The following is a 16,471-nucleotide window of genomic DNA, read 5'->3' as shown; positions in this document are numbered from 1 at the left end:
ATAGGCTGGACGGGTCGTTGGAACCCCACGTCAAGGTATGTCGATGATCGCGATTCTGGGTGCCGGGAAGATGGGCGAGGCGCTGCTGTCCGGGGTGCTCCGGGCCGGCCGCCGCCCGTCCGAGCTGATGGCGACCGCGCGCCGGGAGGAGCGGGGCGCGCTGCTGCGGGAGCGGTACGGCATCGAGATCGTGTCGAACGCGGAGGCCGCCGCCACGGCCGGCACGCTGGTCCTCGCGGTGAAGCCGCAGGACATGGGGGCCCTGCTGGACGAGGTCGGCCCGCACGTGCCGCCCGGCCGGCTGGTGATCTCGATGGCGGCGGGCATCACGACCGGGTTCATCGAGGCGCGGCTGCCCGAGGGCGTGCCCGTCGTCCGCGTCATGTCGAACACGCCCGTCCACGTGGACGAGGCGATGAGCGTCATCTCGCCCGGGTCGCACGCGGCCGAGGAGCACCTGAAGCTGGCCGAGGAGCTGCTGTCGCCGGTCGGCAAGGTGCTGCGCATCCCCGAGTCGCTCCAGGACGGCGCCACGGCCCTGTCCGGCAGCGGCCCGGCGTACTTCTACTACCTGGTCGAGGCGATGGTGGACGCGGGCATCCTGCTCGGCATGCCCCGCGCCGCCGCGCTGGAGATGGTCATCCAGTCGGCGGTCGGCGCCGCGATCATGCTCCGCGACTCCGGGGAGCACCCGGTGCTGCTGCGCGAGGCCGTGACCTCCCCGGGCGGGACGACGATCTCGGCGATCCGCGAGCTGGAGCGGCACGGCGTCCGGGCCGCCGTCCTGGAGGCCATCGAGGCGGCCCGCAACCGGGGCCGCGAACTCGCGAGCGGCTGACCCGGGCCCGGCCGCGCGGACCCGAAAGCGCGCGTTGAGCGAAAGGCATGCGGAGTGACGCCGCGAGGTGTGGACTCAGCGTGATGGAGCTTGCGCGGGGCGTAGGAAAAGATCTTGATTTCGGCGTCATGTCCGCCCCTGCCCGGCTACCATCCAGTTGATCTTGGAATGGGGGCCGGGATGGAAGAACGGCGCGAAGGTCCGGGCGAGATGCCGTTCCCGGCGTCCGCACTGCACAGGGCGCTCCTCAAAGCACGGGTCCCGCGCTTCATGGCAGACCACGCTGCGGCCCTGCTGGCCGGGCTCCTGGCGAAGCGGAAGGACGGCCGGAGCTAGGCGGCCTTCGTCCGCTTCCCGGCCTTGGCCCGCTTCGCCGGCCTGCCCGTGACCGTCCGGACGAAGTGGGCGGCCTCCCGCATGGCGGCGCTCGCCTCCGGGAGCACGCGGTTCAGGATCTGGAAGACGTGCATCTGCCCCTTCCAGATCTGCAGGTCGCAGTGGGCGCCGGCGCGGCGCAGGGCGTCGGCGAACGCCTCGGCCTCGGTGCGCAGCACCTCGGCGCCGCCGACCTGGATGAGGACGGGCGGCATCTCGGTCCAGGCGCACGTGAGCAGGGCCAGCCGCGGGTCCTCGAACCCGGTCGGCCCCACGACGAGGCGGGCGATCCGGCGCGCGGAGGCCGCGCTGATGTAGGGGTCGCGGGCGCGGCTCTGCGCGCCCATGGACAGTTCGCAGGTCAGGTCGACCCACGGGGAGAACAGCATGAGCCCGGCCGGGCTCGGCAGGCCCTGGCGGCACAGTTCGCCGGTCAGCGCGGCGGACAGGTGCCCGCCCGCCGAGTCGCCCGCGAGGACGATGCCGGACGCCGGGACGCCCCGCGCGAGCAGCCACCGGTAGGCGGCGACGGCGTCCTCCAGCGGCGCCGGGAACGGGTGCTCGGGCGCGAGCCGGTACCGGGGCGCGAGGACGGGCAGGCCCGTGTCCAGCGCGAGCCGCGAGGTGATCGGGCGGTGCGTGCGCGGCGAGCAGACGACGTAGCCGCCGCCGTGCAGGTAGAGGACGGCGCCGGGGGCGGGCTCCTCGGCGGCGTGCTTCCGCGTCGCGCGCCTCTCGGCCGCGTGCTCCTCTGCGGCGTGCTTCTCGGAGGGAGTCCGCGGAACGATCCATTCGCCCCTGATCGGGCGGCCGTCCTCGTCGTCGGGCGGCGGGTCGTTCAGGGACTCGACGCGCACGTGCGGGCTGTGCCGCAGCAGCAGGGACGCGGCGTCCACCGTCGAGCGCGCGGTGCGGATGCTGGTGGCGTGGCCGGGGAGGTAGTGCAGGAAGGGACGAACGCCCAGGCGGAGCGCATTGCTGATCGCGCGGCTGCGAACGCTGGGGCCGTCGTCCATTTACCCCCCCGTAGGAGATATCTGTCTGATGTAGGTATGCCCGTTTCCTGCGTGTAATTCACGTCACAGGTGTGTTGCGGGCGGCGGCCCGGCCGGGCCGCCCCGGTGCGTCCGCGGTGCGGGTGCCGTGAGCCGGGTCACGTCCCCCTCGCGATACCGTGAGGTCATGAGCAGTTCCGATTCGTCCCAGTCCGCCGGTCCCGAGAACTGCGGGCTGGAGATCTTCTGGGACGAGCGGCTCATCTCCTACGACTTCGGCCCCGGGCACCCCATGAACCCCGTGCGGGTCGAGCTGACGATGGCGCTCGCCCGCGGGCTCGGCGTCCTGGACCGCCCGAACGTCCGGGTCTCGGAGTTCGCGGCGGCGGACGACAAGCTGCTCCGGCTCGTCCACGAGGAGTCCTACATCGCGGCGGTCAAGCACTCCGGGGCCACCGGCCTGCCGGAGCTCGGGCACGGCCTCGGGACGCCCGACAACCCGGTGTTCCTCGGCATGCACGAGGCGTCCGCCCTGGTCACGGGCGCGTCGGTGGCCGCCGCCGAGGCGGTCTGGACGGGCCGCGCCGAGCACGCCGCGAACATCTCCGGCGGCCTGCACCACGCGCTGAGCGACGCCGCCAGCGGGTTCTGCGTCTACAACGACCCGGCGATCGCGATCGCGTGGCTGCTGGAGAACGGCGCCGAGCGCGTCGCCTACGTCGACATCGACGTCCACCACGGCGACGGCGTCCAGGCCGCCTTCTACGACGACCCGCGCGTGCTGACGATCAGCCTGCACGAGTCGCCGCGGACGCTGTTCCCCGGCACCGGATTCCCGGACGAGACCGGCGTGGACGGCACCTCGGTCAACATCTCCCTGCCGCCCGGCACCGGCGACCGGCCGTGGCTGCGCGCGTTCGAGGCGATCGTGCCGCCGCTGCTGCGCCGGTTCCGCCCGGACGTCCTCGTCACCCAGCAGGGCGCCGACGGCCACGCGCTCGACCCGCTGGCCCACCTGATCCTCAGCGTGGACGGGCAGCGGACGGCCTACGCGATGCTGCACCGGCTGGCGCACGAGACGGCGGGCGGCCGGTGGGTCCTCACCGGGGGCGGCGGCTACGAGCTGGTCCAGGTCGTCCCGCGGGCGTGGACGCATCTGCTGGCCGAGGCGGCGGGCGGCCCCGTCCCGCCGGCCACCGCGACGCCGGACGACTGGCGCGAGTTCGTCCGGCAGCGGACCGAGGAGATCGCCCCGCGCCGCATGACGGACGGCACGGAGACGGTCGACGTCAGCAGGTGGGGGGACGGCTACGACCCGGGGAACCCCGTGGACCAGGCGGTCCTGGCGACCCGCCGGGCGGTGTTCCCCGAGCACGGCCTCGACCCGATGACCGACGAGTGAACCCCGCTCATGACCTCCGCCCAGGGACCCGATGACCCCCGTGCCTGAGAACGCCGTGCCTGAGAACGCTGTGCCTGAGAACGCTGTGCCCGACAACGCCGTGTCCGAGAACCGGGTGCCCGGCAACCCCGTGCCCACCAGGGAGGAGCTGCGCGCCCACCTGGTCCGGACGATGATCGCCGGTGACGTGGCCACGCCGCGCCAGAACAACCTGCTGCACTTCCGGCGGATGGCCAACGGCCACCCGTACTACCAGTTCGGCCTGGAACTGAAGCCGTCGTGGACGGAGCGTTCCGTGCTGGAGATGATGGTCGAGCGGTGCGGCGTCGACCCCGACCCGAGGCACATCTACGGGGACGACACGATCGATCCCGAGATCACGCTCGACACGCTCGAAGCGATGGGGGAGCGCATCGGCCTCGCCGCCCGCCGCAAGGAGTGCGTGGTCGTCGCGACCGGCCATCCGGCCACGCTGACGCCGCTGTACCAGGCGGTCGCGCGGGCGCTGCGGGAGGCGGGCTGCCGGGTGCTGACGCCCGCCGCCGGCTGGACCTACGAGGTCGAGACCGGGTACGGCGGCGCGGAGCTGCGCCGCCTCGTGTACGCCGACCCCGGCGTCGCGATGCTGGAGGGCGAGGACCTCCGCACGCACCACACGCACGATCCGCACCCGATGGAGGCCATGCTCAGGGAGCTCGCCGCCGCCGGTTCCGAGGCCGCCACTACCGGTTTTCGGGAGAGCGGGGAAGCTAAACCCGATATCTGGCCGGATCTGGCCATCGCCGACCACGGCTGGGCCGGGGCCGCCGGGCAGGCGGGCATCGACACCGTCGGGTTCGCGGACTGTAACGACCCGGCGCTGTTCGCCGGGGCCGCGGAGGGCAAGATCGACGTGGTCGTCCCGCTCGACGACGGGGTCTCCGCGCACCACTACGCGCCGCTGACCGCGTACATCCTCGATCGAGCGGGCCTGCGCCCGTCCGGCTGACCGGCCGTACCGGAGGCTTACTCCGGGGGGACGCCTGGGTGGCGACCGCTCGCCTGTCACGGCGTGTGACAGGGCTGCCGTAACGAGGCGCATGGGCTTGCCGGGAGCCGTCGGACGCTGCGAAACCGCAGGTCAATCCGTGGTTTTGGTTGACAACCGTTCGTCATGGCACGGGCGGTGCCGTCAGCTCCACGCTCCGTAGGGAATCAGCACTGTATCCCCACGGTCAGGTCGGAGACGGAAATGTGCGGAACTCCCCTCTTGCGACTGCCGGTGCGCGATTTACGCTGGAGGAAGTACACGTGCGTGATCAAAGTCACCCGAAGGGCCGGTGCGCGGCACGTGTGGAAGAGGGCGTCCGATGACCTCAGGCGAGCGACCTCTGAGCGAGGTCAGGTTCCTGACCGTGGCCGAAGTGGCGGCGGTGATGCGGGTGTCCAAGATGACCGTCTACCGCCTCGTCCACTCGGGCGAGCTTCCCGCGATCCGCGTGGGCCGCTCGTTCCGGGTTCCCGAGCAGGCCGTCCACGATTACCTGCGCGACGCGTACATCGAAGCCGGATAACGGGTAAGGGCGGGGCATGACCCCGCCGCGAACTCAGTACCCGGCCGTGCAGGGGGCGTCGGGAGGGTCCCGAGGGACCGTCCCGAAGCTGGGGAAGCAGGACGAGGACCGGCAGAACGGTCCGGACACCGAGCGGACGGGCGTTGGCCGGCGGCCACGCCCGCCCGGACGGAACGGTGCCCGGCGCCGTGCTACGCGCGGTGCCGGCCGCCGTCCGTACCCGCCTTTCCGGGGCCGCGGGGCAGGCCGCGGCATGATCTCCACCGCCGCAGCGGTACCCTGGGGCCTCGGACCGTGCCCGCTCACCGAGAGTCGCTCTCCTGCGGCACGCCCGTCTCCTGCACATCACCCGATACGCCGAGCGAGGTTCCGTGGGCTCTGTCATCAAGAAGCGCCGCAAGAGGATGGCCAAGAAGAAGCACCGCAAGCTGCTGAAGAAGACGCGCATCCAGCGCCGCAACAAGAAGTGACCGCACCGGCCGTCCAGCCGTGAAGGGGTAGGGCCCAGTGTCCTCCATGCCCGCCGCCGCGGCCCGTGTCGTCCTCGTCACGGGCGTCTCCCGTTTCCTGGGGGCGCGGGTCGCGAACACGTTGCAAGCCGACCCGGGCATCGAGCGTGTCATCGGGGTGGACACGGTGCCGCCGGCGGAGTCGCTCGGCCGCACCGAGTTCGTCCGGGTCGACATCCGCACGCCCGGCATCGCGAAGATCATCGCGTCGGCGGCGGTGGACACGGTGGTGCACCTCAACCTGGTGACCTCCTCGTCGGTGCCGCGGGCGAAGGTCAAGGAGCTGAACGTCATCGGGACGATGCAGCTCCTCGCGGCCTGCCAGCGCTCGCCCGACATGCGCAAGCTCGTCGTCCGGTCGTCGGCGGCGGTGTACGGCTCGTCCCCGATGGACCCGGCCGTCTTCACCGAGCGGGACGAGCCCGTCGAGCCGCCGAAGAGCGGCTACGCCAAGGACGCCGTCGAGGTCGAGGGGTACGTCCGCGGGCTGATGCGGCGGCGCTCCGACCTGGCCGTGTCGGTGCTGCGGTTCGCGAACTTCCTCGGCCCGGGCGTCGACTCGCCGCTCACCCGGTACCTGCGCCTGCCGGTCGTCCCGACCGTGCTCGGGTTCGACCCGCGGCTGCAGTTCGTCCACGAGGACGACGGCGTCGAGGTGCTGCGGCGCATGACGGTCGAGGACCACCCCGGCTGCTACAACGTCGCCGGGGACGGCGTGCTGCTGCTGTCGCAGGCCCTGCGCCGCGCGGGGCGGCCCTACCTGCCGGTCCCGGCGCCGTCCATCTCGGTGCTCGGCGACATGGGGCGCCGCTTCGCGGGCCTGTCCGGCTTCTCCCCGGAGCTGCTGCGCTGGCTGACGTACGGCCGGGTCATCGACACCACGGCACTGGAGCGGGAGCTGGCCTGGCACCCGAAGTACAGCTCCGAGGCCGCCTTCGCCGACTTCGCCGCCGCCCGGGGCTTCGTCCGGGGCGGCCTGACGGCCTTGCTGGGACGGGCCTGAGCCGTTCGGGACGCGCCTGAAAGGAGAGCCGAGATGACGATGGACGCTCACTCCGGGGACGACGAGGGCGCGCAGGTCATCCGGCTCGCCGCGGTCCGCGACGACGCCCCGGGCGGGGACGGCCCGGGCGGGGGCGCGCCCGGCGGGGAGGCGCCCGGCAAGGACCCGGCCGAACCGGGCCAGTTCGAACGGGCGCTGGCCTCCGGCCTGGCGTTCCTGCGGCGCAGGCTGTCCGGCGAGTACGAGGTCGACGAGTTCGGCTTCGATCCCGAGTTCAACTCCGCCGTCCTCCTGCCGCTCGCCCGCGCCCTCTACGAGCACTGGTTCCGCGTCGAGCTCGACGGCCTGGAGAACATCCCGGACGGCGGCGCCCTCCTCGTCGCCAACCATTCCGGCACGATCCCCCTCGACGCGCTGATGCTGTCGGTCGCCCTGCACGACCACGCCGACCGGCAGGTCCGCCTCCTCGGCGCCGACCTCGTCTACCAGATCCCCCTGCTCGGGCATCTGTCGCGCAAGGCCGGCCACACGCTCGCCTGCCACGCCGACGCCGCCCGCCTGCTCTCCAAGGGCGAGCTCGTCGGCGTCTTCCCCGAGGGCTACAAGGGCGTCGGCAAGCCCTTCTCCGAGCGCTACAAGCTCCAGCGCTTCGGCCGCGGCGGCTTCGTCGGCACCGCGCTGCGCGCCGGGGTCCCGATCGTGCCGTGCGCCATCGTCGGCGCCGAGGAGATCTACCCCAAGATCGCCGACCTGCGCCCGCTGGCCCGGCTGCTCGGCCTCCCGTACTTCCCGGTCACCCCGACGTTCCCGCTGCTCGGTCCCGCCGGCCTCATCCCGCTCCCGTCCAAGTGGGTGATCCGCTTCGGCGAGCCGATGACGCTGGACGAGTACGACGAGGACGCCGCCGACGACCCCATGACGGTCTTCGAGCTCACCGACCACGTCCGCGAGAGGGTCCAGCACATGCTGTACGAGACCCTCCTGCGCCGGGGCCCCGCCTTCCTCTGACCGCGGACGGAGCGTCACTCTGGGGCGATGATCGACCCCGTAGAGTGATCGCCATGCCGCCGCTCCGACGCCGCATGGTCGCCCGCGACCCCGACGAGCCGCACCGGGTCTCCAGCCCGCTGGAGCTGCTGTTCGACCTGACGTTCGTCGCCGCGGTGTTCCAGACCGTCGGACGCCTGGGCGGCGCGATCGAGAGCGGCCGCCTCGGCGGCTCCTTCACGCCCTACCTGATGACGTTCTTCGCGATCTGGTGGGTGTGGATGAACTTCACGTGGTTCGCCTCCGCCTACGACACCGACGACGTCCCGTACCGGCTCATGGCGTTCGTGCAGCTGGCGGGCGTCCTCGTCCTGGCGGCCGGGGTGCCCTCCGCGTTCGACGGCGACGTCACCACCATGACCATGGGCTACCTCGTCATGCGCGTCGGGCTGGTCGCCCTCTGGCTGCGCGCGGCCGTCGAGGACCCCGAGGGCCGCGCCACGGCCCTGCGGTACGCGGTGGGCCTGTCGGTCACCCAGGTGTTCTGGGTGGCGCGGCTCGGCCTGCCGGACCAGGGCCCGACGTGGGTGTTCTTCCTGCTCGCGGCGCTCGACCTGTCCGTGCCGCCGCTCGCCGAGCGGCGGCGCGGGACGGCCTGGCACCCGCACCACATCGCCGAGCGGTACGGGCTGTTCACGATCATCCTGCTGGGCGAGAGCGTGTTCGCCTCCACCGACGCGGTGCAGCAGTCCGTGGCCCACGGGGTCAGCGGCGAGCTGATCACGATCGCCCTGGCGGGGCTGGCCATCCTGTTCGCGCTCTGGTGGATCTACTACCTCGAACCGGCGGGGGAGGGCCTGGGGCGGAGCCGCGACCTGCGCTTCCTGTGGGGGTACGGCCATTACGTCTTCTTCGCCGCGCTCGCCGCCATCGGCGCGGGCCTGGAGACGGCGGTGGCCTCGTTCGCCCATCACGCCGAGGCGGGCCCGCGGCTGGTCGCCGCCTCCGTCACCGTCCCGGTCGCGATCGTCCTGGTCATGCTCTGGGTGCTGCACGCTCCGATGGGGTCCATGAGCGCGCATCCCGCGCTCCTCGTCGCCACGGCCCTCCTGGTCCTCCTCGTGACCCTCGCCGCCCCGGCCGTGGGCGTCCCGGGAATCCTGCTCCTGATCGCCGCCCTTCTGGCCGTCTTCCTCACCACGACCCTCGTCCGGCGGGCGCCGACCCTCCGGACCGCGGAGTAGCACCGGCGGGTTGATCTGCGACGGCTCGCAGCGCCCGCCTGGCGGGCGCCGCCGACCCCGCGCCCGGCTCCGGGACTCGTGTCATCCTGGCCAACGGGACACAACTGAATCCAGCGGGGAGGCGGCGGTGCGGACCGCCCCGCGCCCTCGTGACTGAGGAGGCCATCGTGCAGGACCTGACAGGGCAGAGCGGGGAGGGCGGGCCGCGCGTGGAGTTCGATCCGTTCGCCGGGCCGTACCCCGCCGGGGCGTCCCACGCGCGGATGGACGAGTTGCGCGAGGCGCGCCCGGCGTTCCGCAGCACGGCGGGGCACGGGTTCTGGGTGCTGACCCGGTACGACGACATCCTCGCGGCCTTCCAGGACCCGGAGACGTTCTCCAGCCGCGCGATCGCCGTCACCGACCCCGACCCGGCGCACCAGTGGATCCCCGTCATGCTGGACCCGCCGCTCCACACGACGTGGCGGCGGTTACTCCGGCCGTTCTTCACCCCTGTCGCCGCCGCCGTCCTGCGGGACCGGATCACCCGGCACTGCGCCGCGCTGATCGACGGCTTCGCGTCCCGGGGATCATGCGATTTCGTCACCGACTTCGCCCGGCTCTACCCCACCGCCATCTTCCTGGAGCTGGTGGGCCTGCCCACCGAGCGGCTGGAGGAGTTCCTCGAGTGGGAGCACGCCATCCTCCACTCGCCTCCCTCCACCGGAGGACGGGGCGCGGCCATGGCGGCGCTGACGGCCTGCCTCACCGAGCTCATCCAGGACCGCCGCACCCGTCCGCGCGAGGACCTGATCAGCGCCGCGACCGGGTTCACCGTGGACGGCCGGCCCGTCACCGACGAGGAGCTGCTCGAACTCTGCGTCCTGCTGTTCCTCGCCGGCCTCGACACCGTCGCCGCCCAGCTCTCCTACATCTTCTGGCATCTGGCGCGCGACGGCGCCGCCCGCGCACGCATGGCCGGCGACCCGGACGTCATCCCCGACGCGATCGAGGAGTTCCTGCGCGTCTACGCGCCCGTCCTGCCCGCCCGCAAGCTCACCCGCGACGTCGAGATCCACGGCTGCCCGATGAAGGCGGGCGACATGGTCATGCTCCCGACCGCCATGGCGACCCGCGACCCGCGCGCCGTGCCCGCCGCCTCCGCCGTCGACATCGACCGGCCGCCGGCCCGGCACCTGGCCTTCGGCGCGGGACCGCACCGCTGCCTCGGCTCCCACCTCGCCCGGCTCGAACTCCAGATCGCGCTGCGCGAGTGGCACGCACGCATCCCCGACTACCGCATCGCCCCGGACGCGCGGCCGGTCGAGCACGCCAGCCTCGTCCTCGGCCTGGAGACCCTGCCCCTGACCTGGTGAGTTTCAGTCCCTGAAGGGCTCGGAGCCGGGGCTGAAAGCCGGTTGAAAGCGGCCTGAAGCCAGGGGCGCGCACGCTTCGGGGCATGAACATCGAGGCACGGCAGACGGCCATCCAGGTGACCGGGCTGCGGAAGGCGTTCGGGGACAAGACCGTCCTCGCCGGGGTCGACTTCGAGGTCCCGCGCGGGACGGTCTTCTCCCTGCTCGGCCCCAACGGGGCGGGGAAGACGACGGTGGTGCGGATCCTGTCCACGCTGATCCCCGCGGACGGCGGCGAGGTCAGCGTGGCGGGCCGGGACCTCGGAAGGGACCCGGACGGGGTGCGCCGGGCGATCGGCGTGACCGGCCAGTACTCGGCGGTGGACGGGCTGCTGACAGGCCGGGAGAACCTGATCCTCATGGCGGACCTGCACCGGCTCGGCAAGGCCGGCGGGCGCCGGGCCGCCGCCGAGCTGCTGGAGCGCTTCGACCTGGTGGAGGCGGCGGACCGGACGGCCGCCACCTACTCGGGCGGGATGCGGCGGCGGCTCGACATCGCGATGACGCTGATCGGCGACCCGCAGATCATCTTCCTGGACGAGCCGACGACCGGGCTCGACCCGCGCAGCCGCCGCACCATGTGGGAGATCATCCGCGAGCTGGTCAGGGGCGGCGTGACGGTCTTCCTGACGACGCAGTACCTGGAGGAGGCCGACCACCTCGCCGACAGGATCGCGGTCCTCGACGGCGGCCGGCTCGTCGCCGAGGGGACCTCGGACGAGCTGAAGCGGCTCGTCCCCGGCGGCCACGTCCGGCTGCGGTTCTCGGACCAGGCGTCGCTCGACGCGGCGGCGCGGACGCTCGGCCCGGTGACGCGGGACGACGACGCGCTCGCCCTCCAGGTGCCCGGGGACGGCGGCGTCGCCTCCCTGCGGGCGCTGCTCGGACGGCTGGAGGAGGCCTCGATCGAGGTCGGCGAACTGTCCGTCCACACCCCCGATCTGGACGACGTCTTCCTCGCCCTCACCGGCAGGACCGACACGACCCGCACGTCCGGCAGGACCGACGAGAAGGTGACCTCGCGATGACCACGCTCACGCACGCGGCGGCCGACTCCGCGACGATGCTGCGCCGCAACCTGCGGCACGCGCTGCGCTACCCGTCCCTGACGATCGGCGGGATGATGATGCCGATCCTGATCCTGCTGCTGTTCGTCGGCGTGTTCGGCAACGCGCTCGGCGAAGGCGTCGGCGGCGCGGCCAAGGGCGACTACATCCAGTACGTCGCGCCGGGCATCATCCTCATGGCCATCGCGTCCGGATGCATGGCGACGTCGGTCTCGGTGTGCGTCGACATGACCGAGGGCATCGTCGACCGGTTCCGGACGATGGCGATCTCACGGTCGTCGCTGCTCACCGGGCACGTCGTGGGCAGCATGATCCAGACGGTGGTCAGCACCGCCGCCGTCGTCCTCGTCGCGGTCGCGATGGGCTTCCGGACGAGCGCCGGCGCGGCGGACTGGCTCGCGGCCGCCGGCCTGCTGCTGCTCCTCACGTTCGCGCTGACCTGGGTCGCCGTCACGCTCGGGCTGCTCGCGAAGAACCCCGAGGGCGCGAGCAACACGCCGCTGATCATCCAGTTCCTGCCGTTCGTCGGGAGCACGATCGTCCCGCCGGAGTCGATGCCGGCCGGGGTCCGGTGGTTCGCCGAGTACCAGCCGTTCACCCCGATGATCGAGACGCTGCGCGGGCTGCTGGCGGGCACGCCGAGCGGGCGGGACGCGGCGGTCTCCGTCGCCTGGTGCGTCGGCCTCGCCGTCGCCGGCTACGCGTTCTCCAAGGTGCTGTTCGACCGGAAGGCGCCCCGCTAACCCGGCGCCTCGCCGCTCAGCCCGCCGTGTACTCGCGCGCGAGTTCGCGGGCGGCGGCCAGCAGTTCCGCACGGCCCAGGCCGGCGTACTCCGACACCGCGTCGTGGTACGCCGGCCCGTCGGCGTCCAGCGCGGCGCGGCTGATCGCCGCCGTGGACATGGTCGACTGGAAGGAGCGGATGTGGTGGAGGCGCTGCGCCAGCGCGATCGCGCGGGCGGCCCGCGTCCGGACGGTCTGGGCGGCATCGGGACGGGCGAGGTCGACCATGGCCAGCGCGAGCAGCAGCCCGCCGCAGACGGGCAGGTCCATGTAGAACGCGGGCATCGGGAACGGCGGACTGTCGACCAGGGTCGCCAGTCTGGGGAGGAGGCCGGTGACGATGTCCTCGACGAGGGCGACGCGGCCGTGCCGGGCGTGCGCGACGGCGGTGACGCAGTGGGCCTCCACCGTCCACGGGTCGAGGCCGGTGTGCGGCATCGGGCCCTCCTCGGCCGCGAGCCGCTCCACCGCCTCCCGCCAGAGGCGCAGACCGGTGTCGGCGTCGCCGCGGCCGAGGGCGATCTCCGCACGGGCTCCCAGGTAGAAGGCGGCCGTGCCGAAGGACTCCTCCGGCCCGTGGACGAGCGACCGGTCGAGCCACCGCTCGGCCTCGTCGTACTCGCCGAGCGCGAGGTGGCCCGACGCGATGGCCCACATCAGCCCGAACATGTCAGGCCACCTGTACCGCTCCAGCAGCCCCAGCGATATCCGCAGATGGTGCAGGGCCCGGTCAGCCTGGTCGAGCTGCATCAGCAGTTCGCTGAGGCGGGAATGGGCGAGCAGCCGGCACCACGGGATGTCCGGCTCGCAGGTCTTCTCGAGCATGGCCTCGGTCGCCGCGAGCGCCCCGGCCACGTCGCCGTCGCGTTCCCGCACGTATCCGGCGGCGCAGTTCGCGAGGGCGGCGACGAGCGGATCGTCCCGGGAGCACATCTCGTCCAGGACGGAGCCGCCGGGGGCGAGGATCTCCGGCAGGGCGGCCAGCACCGTCGCCAGCGCGGAGACGAGGCCGGTCGGCGGCGCGGGCGGGAGGCGGCGCAGCGCGACGAGCGCGCGGGTCGCCTGCGGTCCCTTGAGCAGGCCCGTCGCGAGGACGTTGAGGGACAGTGCCGCCCGTGTGACCTCGATGTCCTCCGGGCCGGGGCGCAGGCGGCTCAGGAGCCCGGCCGTCTCCTCCGCCAGGACGGTCAGCCGGCTGTAGGCCGCCTCCAGCGTCCAGGCGCCGCCGAGGAGGGCGGTCACCGCCGCGACGGCCGGGCCGTCCCGGCGGGCGAGGCCGTGGCGCAGTGCCTGCTGGAGGTTGTCCTGCTCGACCCGCACGCGCTCTGCGGCCGCGAACGGCTCGGTGCCGAACAGCGCCTCGTGGTGCGCCGCGCCGAACTCCCGTGCCCAGGCGAGCATGCCGCTCACGGCACGGTCGGTCTCCCCTTCCGCCTCCCGATGGGCCGCGCTGAACTCGCGGACGCTCTCCAGCATCCGGAACCGGGTCTCGGGACCGCCCTCGGCCGGTTCCAGCAGGGACTGGTCGACAAGGTCCTGAAGGACCTCCAGCGTGTCGCCGCCGCCCAGGACGTGGCGCGCCGCCGCCGCGGTGAAACCGGCCGGGAAGACCGACAGCAGCCGCATGGCCTGCCGCCCGGACGGGGAGAGCAGGTTCCAGCTCCAGTCCACGACCGCGTGCATGGTCCGGTGCCGGGACGGCGCGTCGCGCGCGTTGCCGCGCAGCAGGGCGAACCGGTCGTCCAGACCGCGGGCGATCTCGGCCGCGGACATGACCCGGACGCGTGCCGCCGCCAGTTCGATCGCGAGGGGCAGCCCGTCCAGGTGGCGGCACAGCTCCTCCACCGGGCCGGGCGGCAGGTCCACACCCGGACGCGCCGCGTGCGCACGCCGGCGGAACAGCTCGGCGGAGGTCGGCGGGTCCAGCGCGGGCAGCGGGTACACCGACTCCGACGACAGCCCGAGCGGCGCGCGGCTCGTGGTCAGGATCCGCAGGTCCCCGGTCGTCGACACCAGTGCGCCCGCGAGGCCGGCGGCGCCCTCCACGACGTGCTCGCAGTTGTCCAGCACGAGCAGGGCGGAGCCGGGCCCGAGCACCTCGGCGATCGCCGAGGCCAGGTCGCCCGGCCCGCCGAGGCGGCCGCGGGCCCGCGGCGACTCGCCCACCCCGAGGACGGACGCGACCTCGCCCGCGACGTCCTCGTCCCGCGCGACTCCGGCGAGCGGGACGTAGTGCACCGCCCGCTCCGGAGCCTCCCGCGCGACGGCGTTCGCCAGCCGCGTCTTGCCCAGCCCGCCCGCCCCGACGATCGAGGTGACGCGGGAGGTGCGCAGCAGGCCCAGGACGGCGGCGAGGTCCCCGTCCCGGCCGAGCAGCTGGTTCGGCTCGTGCGCCACGCCGCGCCGGACGGCAGGCGCCTCGTCCCGGAGCAACTCCTGCTGGACGCGCTGGAGCGCGCTTCCCGGATCGGTGCCGAGATCGTCCCGCAACGAGCGCCGGTAGGACTCGTACCGCGCCAGCGCGGCCGAGGGACCCGCCGTCGCGGCCTCGCAGCGCAGCAGCTCCGCGAGCACCTCCTCGTCGCGCGGACGGTCCCGTGCGACGCCGCTGAGCGCCTCGAAGCCCTCCGCGTGCCTGCCGAGGCGCGCCAGGGCCAGAGCGCGGGCCCGGGTCAGCGTCCAATAGGTCGAGGCCCGGTTCGCGCGCAGGACGGACAGCGGATCGTCACCGTCGTCCGGCTCGGGCGGCCCGTCCCATAGCGCCAGCCCGACCTCCGCGTGGGCGAGCGCGCCCGCGTGGTCGCCGTCGCGGGAACTCCGCGCGCTCGCGGACGCGGCGAGCAGCACGGCGGAGGCGTCCACCGCGGACTCGTCCAAGCCGAGGCGGTACCCGGTCGGCATGCTGGCGATGACGTCCGTGCCCAGTTGCGACCTCGCCCGGGAGACCACGACCTGGAGCGCCTTCACCGGGTTCTCCGGACGCTCCTCCGGCCACAGCCCGTCCACCAGCCGGACGACGGACACGCCCGCCCGGGGCTCGTCCGCCAGGAGGGCGAGCAGCCCGCGCAGGCGCGGGCTCGTGACGTCCCGTCCCCGGCACGCGACCCCGGACAGCAGCCTCAACTCGACCGAGCCGCTGGGGACGGGCTCAAGGGGGAGGGAGTCAGCCACGGGGACAGACTAGGACGCCTTCGACAAAACGCGATAGAACGCGTGTCCGGCGCGCCGCCGAGTGAGGCCGTCACCAGGTGGAGGGGAAGAGGCGGTGCTTCAGGAGGAGGTCGATCTGCGCGGCCGCCTTCTTGACGTCGCCGCACGGACACAGGTAGCCGTGCCGCCCCCGCTGGGCGTCGTGGTAGGCCCAGGCGCCTCCCGGGGTCGCGAGGACGCTCACCACGATGCCGACGTCCTTGGTCCCCCTCGCGTGGATCCACAGCAGCGGAACCGGGACGGGGAACTCCTCGCGCCGGTAGAACTTCACGAACCGCCAGCCCTGCGGAGCCAGGACGGCGGCCAGCTCGTCCAGGTACCGCGCGGCCGTCTCGTGGCCCCGGCGGGTGCGCCACCGCAGCAGGTGGCGTTCGGCAAGGGCGGCTACAGCCCGCACTTCGCCCACGTGAGCTTCCCTCCCTCCACCAGCGGCCGCGTCCCCCAGTCGAGTGCGAGAGCGGCCACCATCAGCAGACCGCGCCCGCCGATGGATGTGAGGCTCTCCTGCCGGACGACAGGCCGCCCCGCGCCGCCGTCCCAGACCTCGATCGTGGGCAGGCCGTCGCGCTCGTCCCGGAACACCCGGAGGACGATCGGCCCCTCCCCGTGGAGCAGCGCGTTCGTGACCAGCTCGGAGACGATGACTTGCCCGTTGTGGTCGTCGCTGACCTCCCAAGCGGCGAAGCGCTCGGCGACGAACCGCCGCGCCCTGGCCGGCGCCTGCTCGTCCGGTTCGAGGACGAGCGTGGAAACGTCCTCGCCGCATATCCCCGCGACGTCCTTTGTGAATGGATGCATACGACGAGCCGCTCCGTCCTGTCCGATTCGCCAGGCAGATTGCGAAAATGCATTCCGCTATGACCGTTTCATGGGGAACTGTCAAAACGTTCGGGTCGAACATTCCGACCTTCGTTTCCGGCATCCCCTGGCCGAGCATCGCGCAAAGTGCCATGCTGGGAAATGCGAAAGCAATGCCACAGGGCAACCTCGGACCATGGCCCCCGACCGCTGGTCATCCTGCCCTCAACCGGTGGAAGCAATTCCGCTGGTCAGTAGCTCGGCGAACACTTCCTTGGGCTTCTTGAATCCGAAGATAGCGCGGGGTCGGTTG

16 protein-coding genes are annotated in these 16,471 nt (G+C 72.9%); 12 read left to right on the top strand and 4 right to left on the bottom strand.

What is annotated here, in order from left to right:
- Window positions 1–43 precede the first annotated feature (43 nt).
- Both proC and AB0C21_RS05650 read left to right on the top strand, forming a co-directional pair.
- Window positions 44–838: a pyrroline-5-carboxylate reductase gene (gene proC / locus AB0C21_RS05655; RefSeq protein WP_149259747.1), complete on the top strand. Its 795-nt coding sequence runs from the start codon at window positions 44–46 to the stop codon at window positions 836–838.
- 180 nt (window positions 839–1,018) lie between these two features.
- Window positions 1,019–1,174, top strand: coding sequence for a hypothetical protein (locus AB0C21_RS05650; RefSeq protein ID WP_500202881.1), 156 nt, complete (start codon window positions 1,019–1,021; stop codon window positions 1,172–1,174).
- Here the strand turns inward: AB0C21_RS05650 and AB0C21_RS05645 are convergent.
- Entirely contained in the window at window positions 1,171–2,229 is a 1,059-nt protein-coding gene (locus AB0C21_RS05645; protein ID WP_500202879.1) for an alpha/beta hydrolase, read from the bottom strand. The genes AB0C21_RS05650 and AB0C21_RS05645 overlap by 4 nt on opposite strands.
- A gap of 166 nt (window positions 2,230–2,395) precedes the next feature.
- Between AB0C21_RS05645 and AB0C21_RS05640 the strand changes: the two genes are divergently transcribed.
- The 10 genes from AB0C21_RS05640 (at window position 2,396) to AB0C21_RS05595 (ending at window position 12,110) form a co-directional block, all read left to right on the top strand.
- Window positions 2,396–3,610 (top strand): acetoin utilization protein AcuC, encoded by a 1,215-nt coding sequence (locus tag AB0C21_RS05640; RefSeq protein WP_500202878.1) that lies wholly within the window; start codon window positions 2,396–2,398, stop codon window positions 3,608–3,610.
- Between the two features lie 130 nt (window positions 3,611–3,740).
- On the top strand, window positions 3,741–4,598 hold the full coding sequence (locus AB0C21_RS05635) for a phosphatase (protein WP_500203307.1): 858 nt from the start codon (window positions 3,741–3,743) through the stop codon (window positions 4,596–4,598).
- A 361-nt stretch (window positions 4,599–4,959) separates the two neighbouring features.
- On the top strand, window positions 4,960–5,163 hold the full coding sequence (locus tag AB0C21_RS05630; RefSeq protein WP_021591693.1) for a helix-turn-helix domain-containing protein: 204 nt from the start codon (window positions 4,960–4,962) through the stop codon (window positions 5,161–5,163).
- 371 nt (window positions 5,164–5,534) lie between these two features.
- Window positions 5,535–5,633: a 30S ribosomal protein bS22 gene (locus tag AB0C21_RS05625; RefSeq protein ID WP_018654693.1), complete on the top strand. Its 99-nt coding sequence runs from the start codon at window positions 5,535–5,537 to the stop codon at window positions 5,631–5,633.
- Between the two features lie 46 nt (window positions 5,634–5,679).
- Window positions 5,680–6,675, top strand: a complete 996-nt coding sequence (locus AB0C21_RS05620) for an NAD-dependent epimerase/dehydratase family protein (protein WP_500203306.1) — start codon at window positions 5,680–5,682, stop codon at window positions 6,673–6,675.
- Between the two features lie 33 nt (window positions 6,676–6,708).
- Window positions 6,709–7,683 carry a lysophospholipid acyltransferase family protein gene (locus AB0C21_RS05615; protein WP_500202877.1) on the top strand — a complete coding sequence of 325 codons (975 nt, stop codon included), beginning with the start codon at window positions 6,709–6,711 and terminating at the stop codon, window positions 7,681–7,683.
- A 53-nt stretch (window positions 7,684–7,736) separates the two neighbouring features.
- Entirely contained in the window at window positions 7,737–8,906 is a 1,170-nt protein-coding gene (locus AB0C21_RS05610) for a low temperature requirement protein A (protein ID WP_500202876.1), read from the top strand.
- A 167-nt stretch (window positions 8,907–9,073) separates the two neighbouring features.
- Window positions 9,074–10,261 carry a cytochrome P450 gene (locus AB0C21_RS05605; RefSeq protein ID WP_500202875.1) on the top strand — a complete coding sequence of 396 codons (1,188 nt, stop codon included), beginning with the start codon at window positions 9,074–9,076 and terminating at the stop codon, window positions 10,259–10,261.
- 83 nt (window positions 10,262–10,344) lie between these two features.
- Window positions 10,345–11,328 carry an ATP-binding cassette domain-containing protein gene (locus AB0C21_RS05600; RefSeq protein WP_500202873.1) on the top strand — a complete coding sequence of 328 codons (984 nt, stop codon included), beginning with the start codon at window positions 10,345–10,347 and terminating at the stop codon, window positions 11,326–11,328.
- Window positions 11,325–12,110 carry an ABC transporter permease gene (locus AB0C21_RS05595; RefSeq protein ID WP_500202872.1) on the top strand — a complete coding sequence of 262 codons (786 nt, stop codon included), beginning with the start codon at window positions 11,325–11,327 and terminating at the stop codon, window positions 12,108–12,110. Before AB0C21_RS05600 ends, AB0C21_RS05595 begins: the two co-directional genes overlap by 4 nt.
- Window positions 12,111–12,126: 16 nt before the next feature.
- Here AB0C21_RS05595 and AB0C21_RS05590 read toward each other — a convergent pair whose 3' ends face one another.
- From AB0C21_RS05590 to AB0C21_RS05580, 3 genes are all read right to left on the bottom strand, one after another.
- Window positions 12,127–15,321 (bottom strand): ATP-binding protein, encoded by a 3,195-nt coding sequence (locus tag AB0C21_RS05590; RefSeq protein WP_500202871.1) that lies wholly within the window; start codon window positions 15,319–15,321, stop codon window positions 12,127–12,129.
- Window positions 15,322–15,391: 70 nt separating this feature from the next.
- Window positions 15,392–15,766 (bottom strand): hypothetical protein, encoded by a 375-nt coding sequence (locus tag AB0C21_RS05585; RefSeq protein ID WP_500202870.1) that lies wholly within the window; start codon window positions 15,764–15,766, stop codon window positions 15,392–15,394.
- Window positions 15,745–16,158 carry an ATP-binding protein gene (locus tag AB0C21_RS05580; protein ID WP_500202869.1) on the bottom strand — a complete coding sequence of 138 codons (414 nt, stop codon included), beginning with the start codon at window positions 16,156–16,158 and terminating at the stop codon, window positions 15,745–15,747. Before AB0C21_RS05580 ends, AB0C21_RS05585 begins: the two co-directional genes overlap by 22 nt.
- Window positions 16,159–16,471: the final 313 nt, after the last annotated feature.

It is taken from the genome of Spirillospora sp. NPDC049024 (assembly GCF_040649235.1).
Lineage (GTDB): Bacteria > Actinomycetota > Actinomycetes > Streptosporangiales > Streptosporangiaceae > Spirillospora.
Note: the sequence above shows the minus strand (reverse complement) of the source record. Positions and strands in the feature narration are given on the sequence as shown.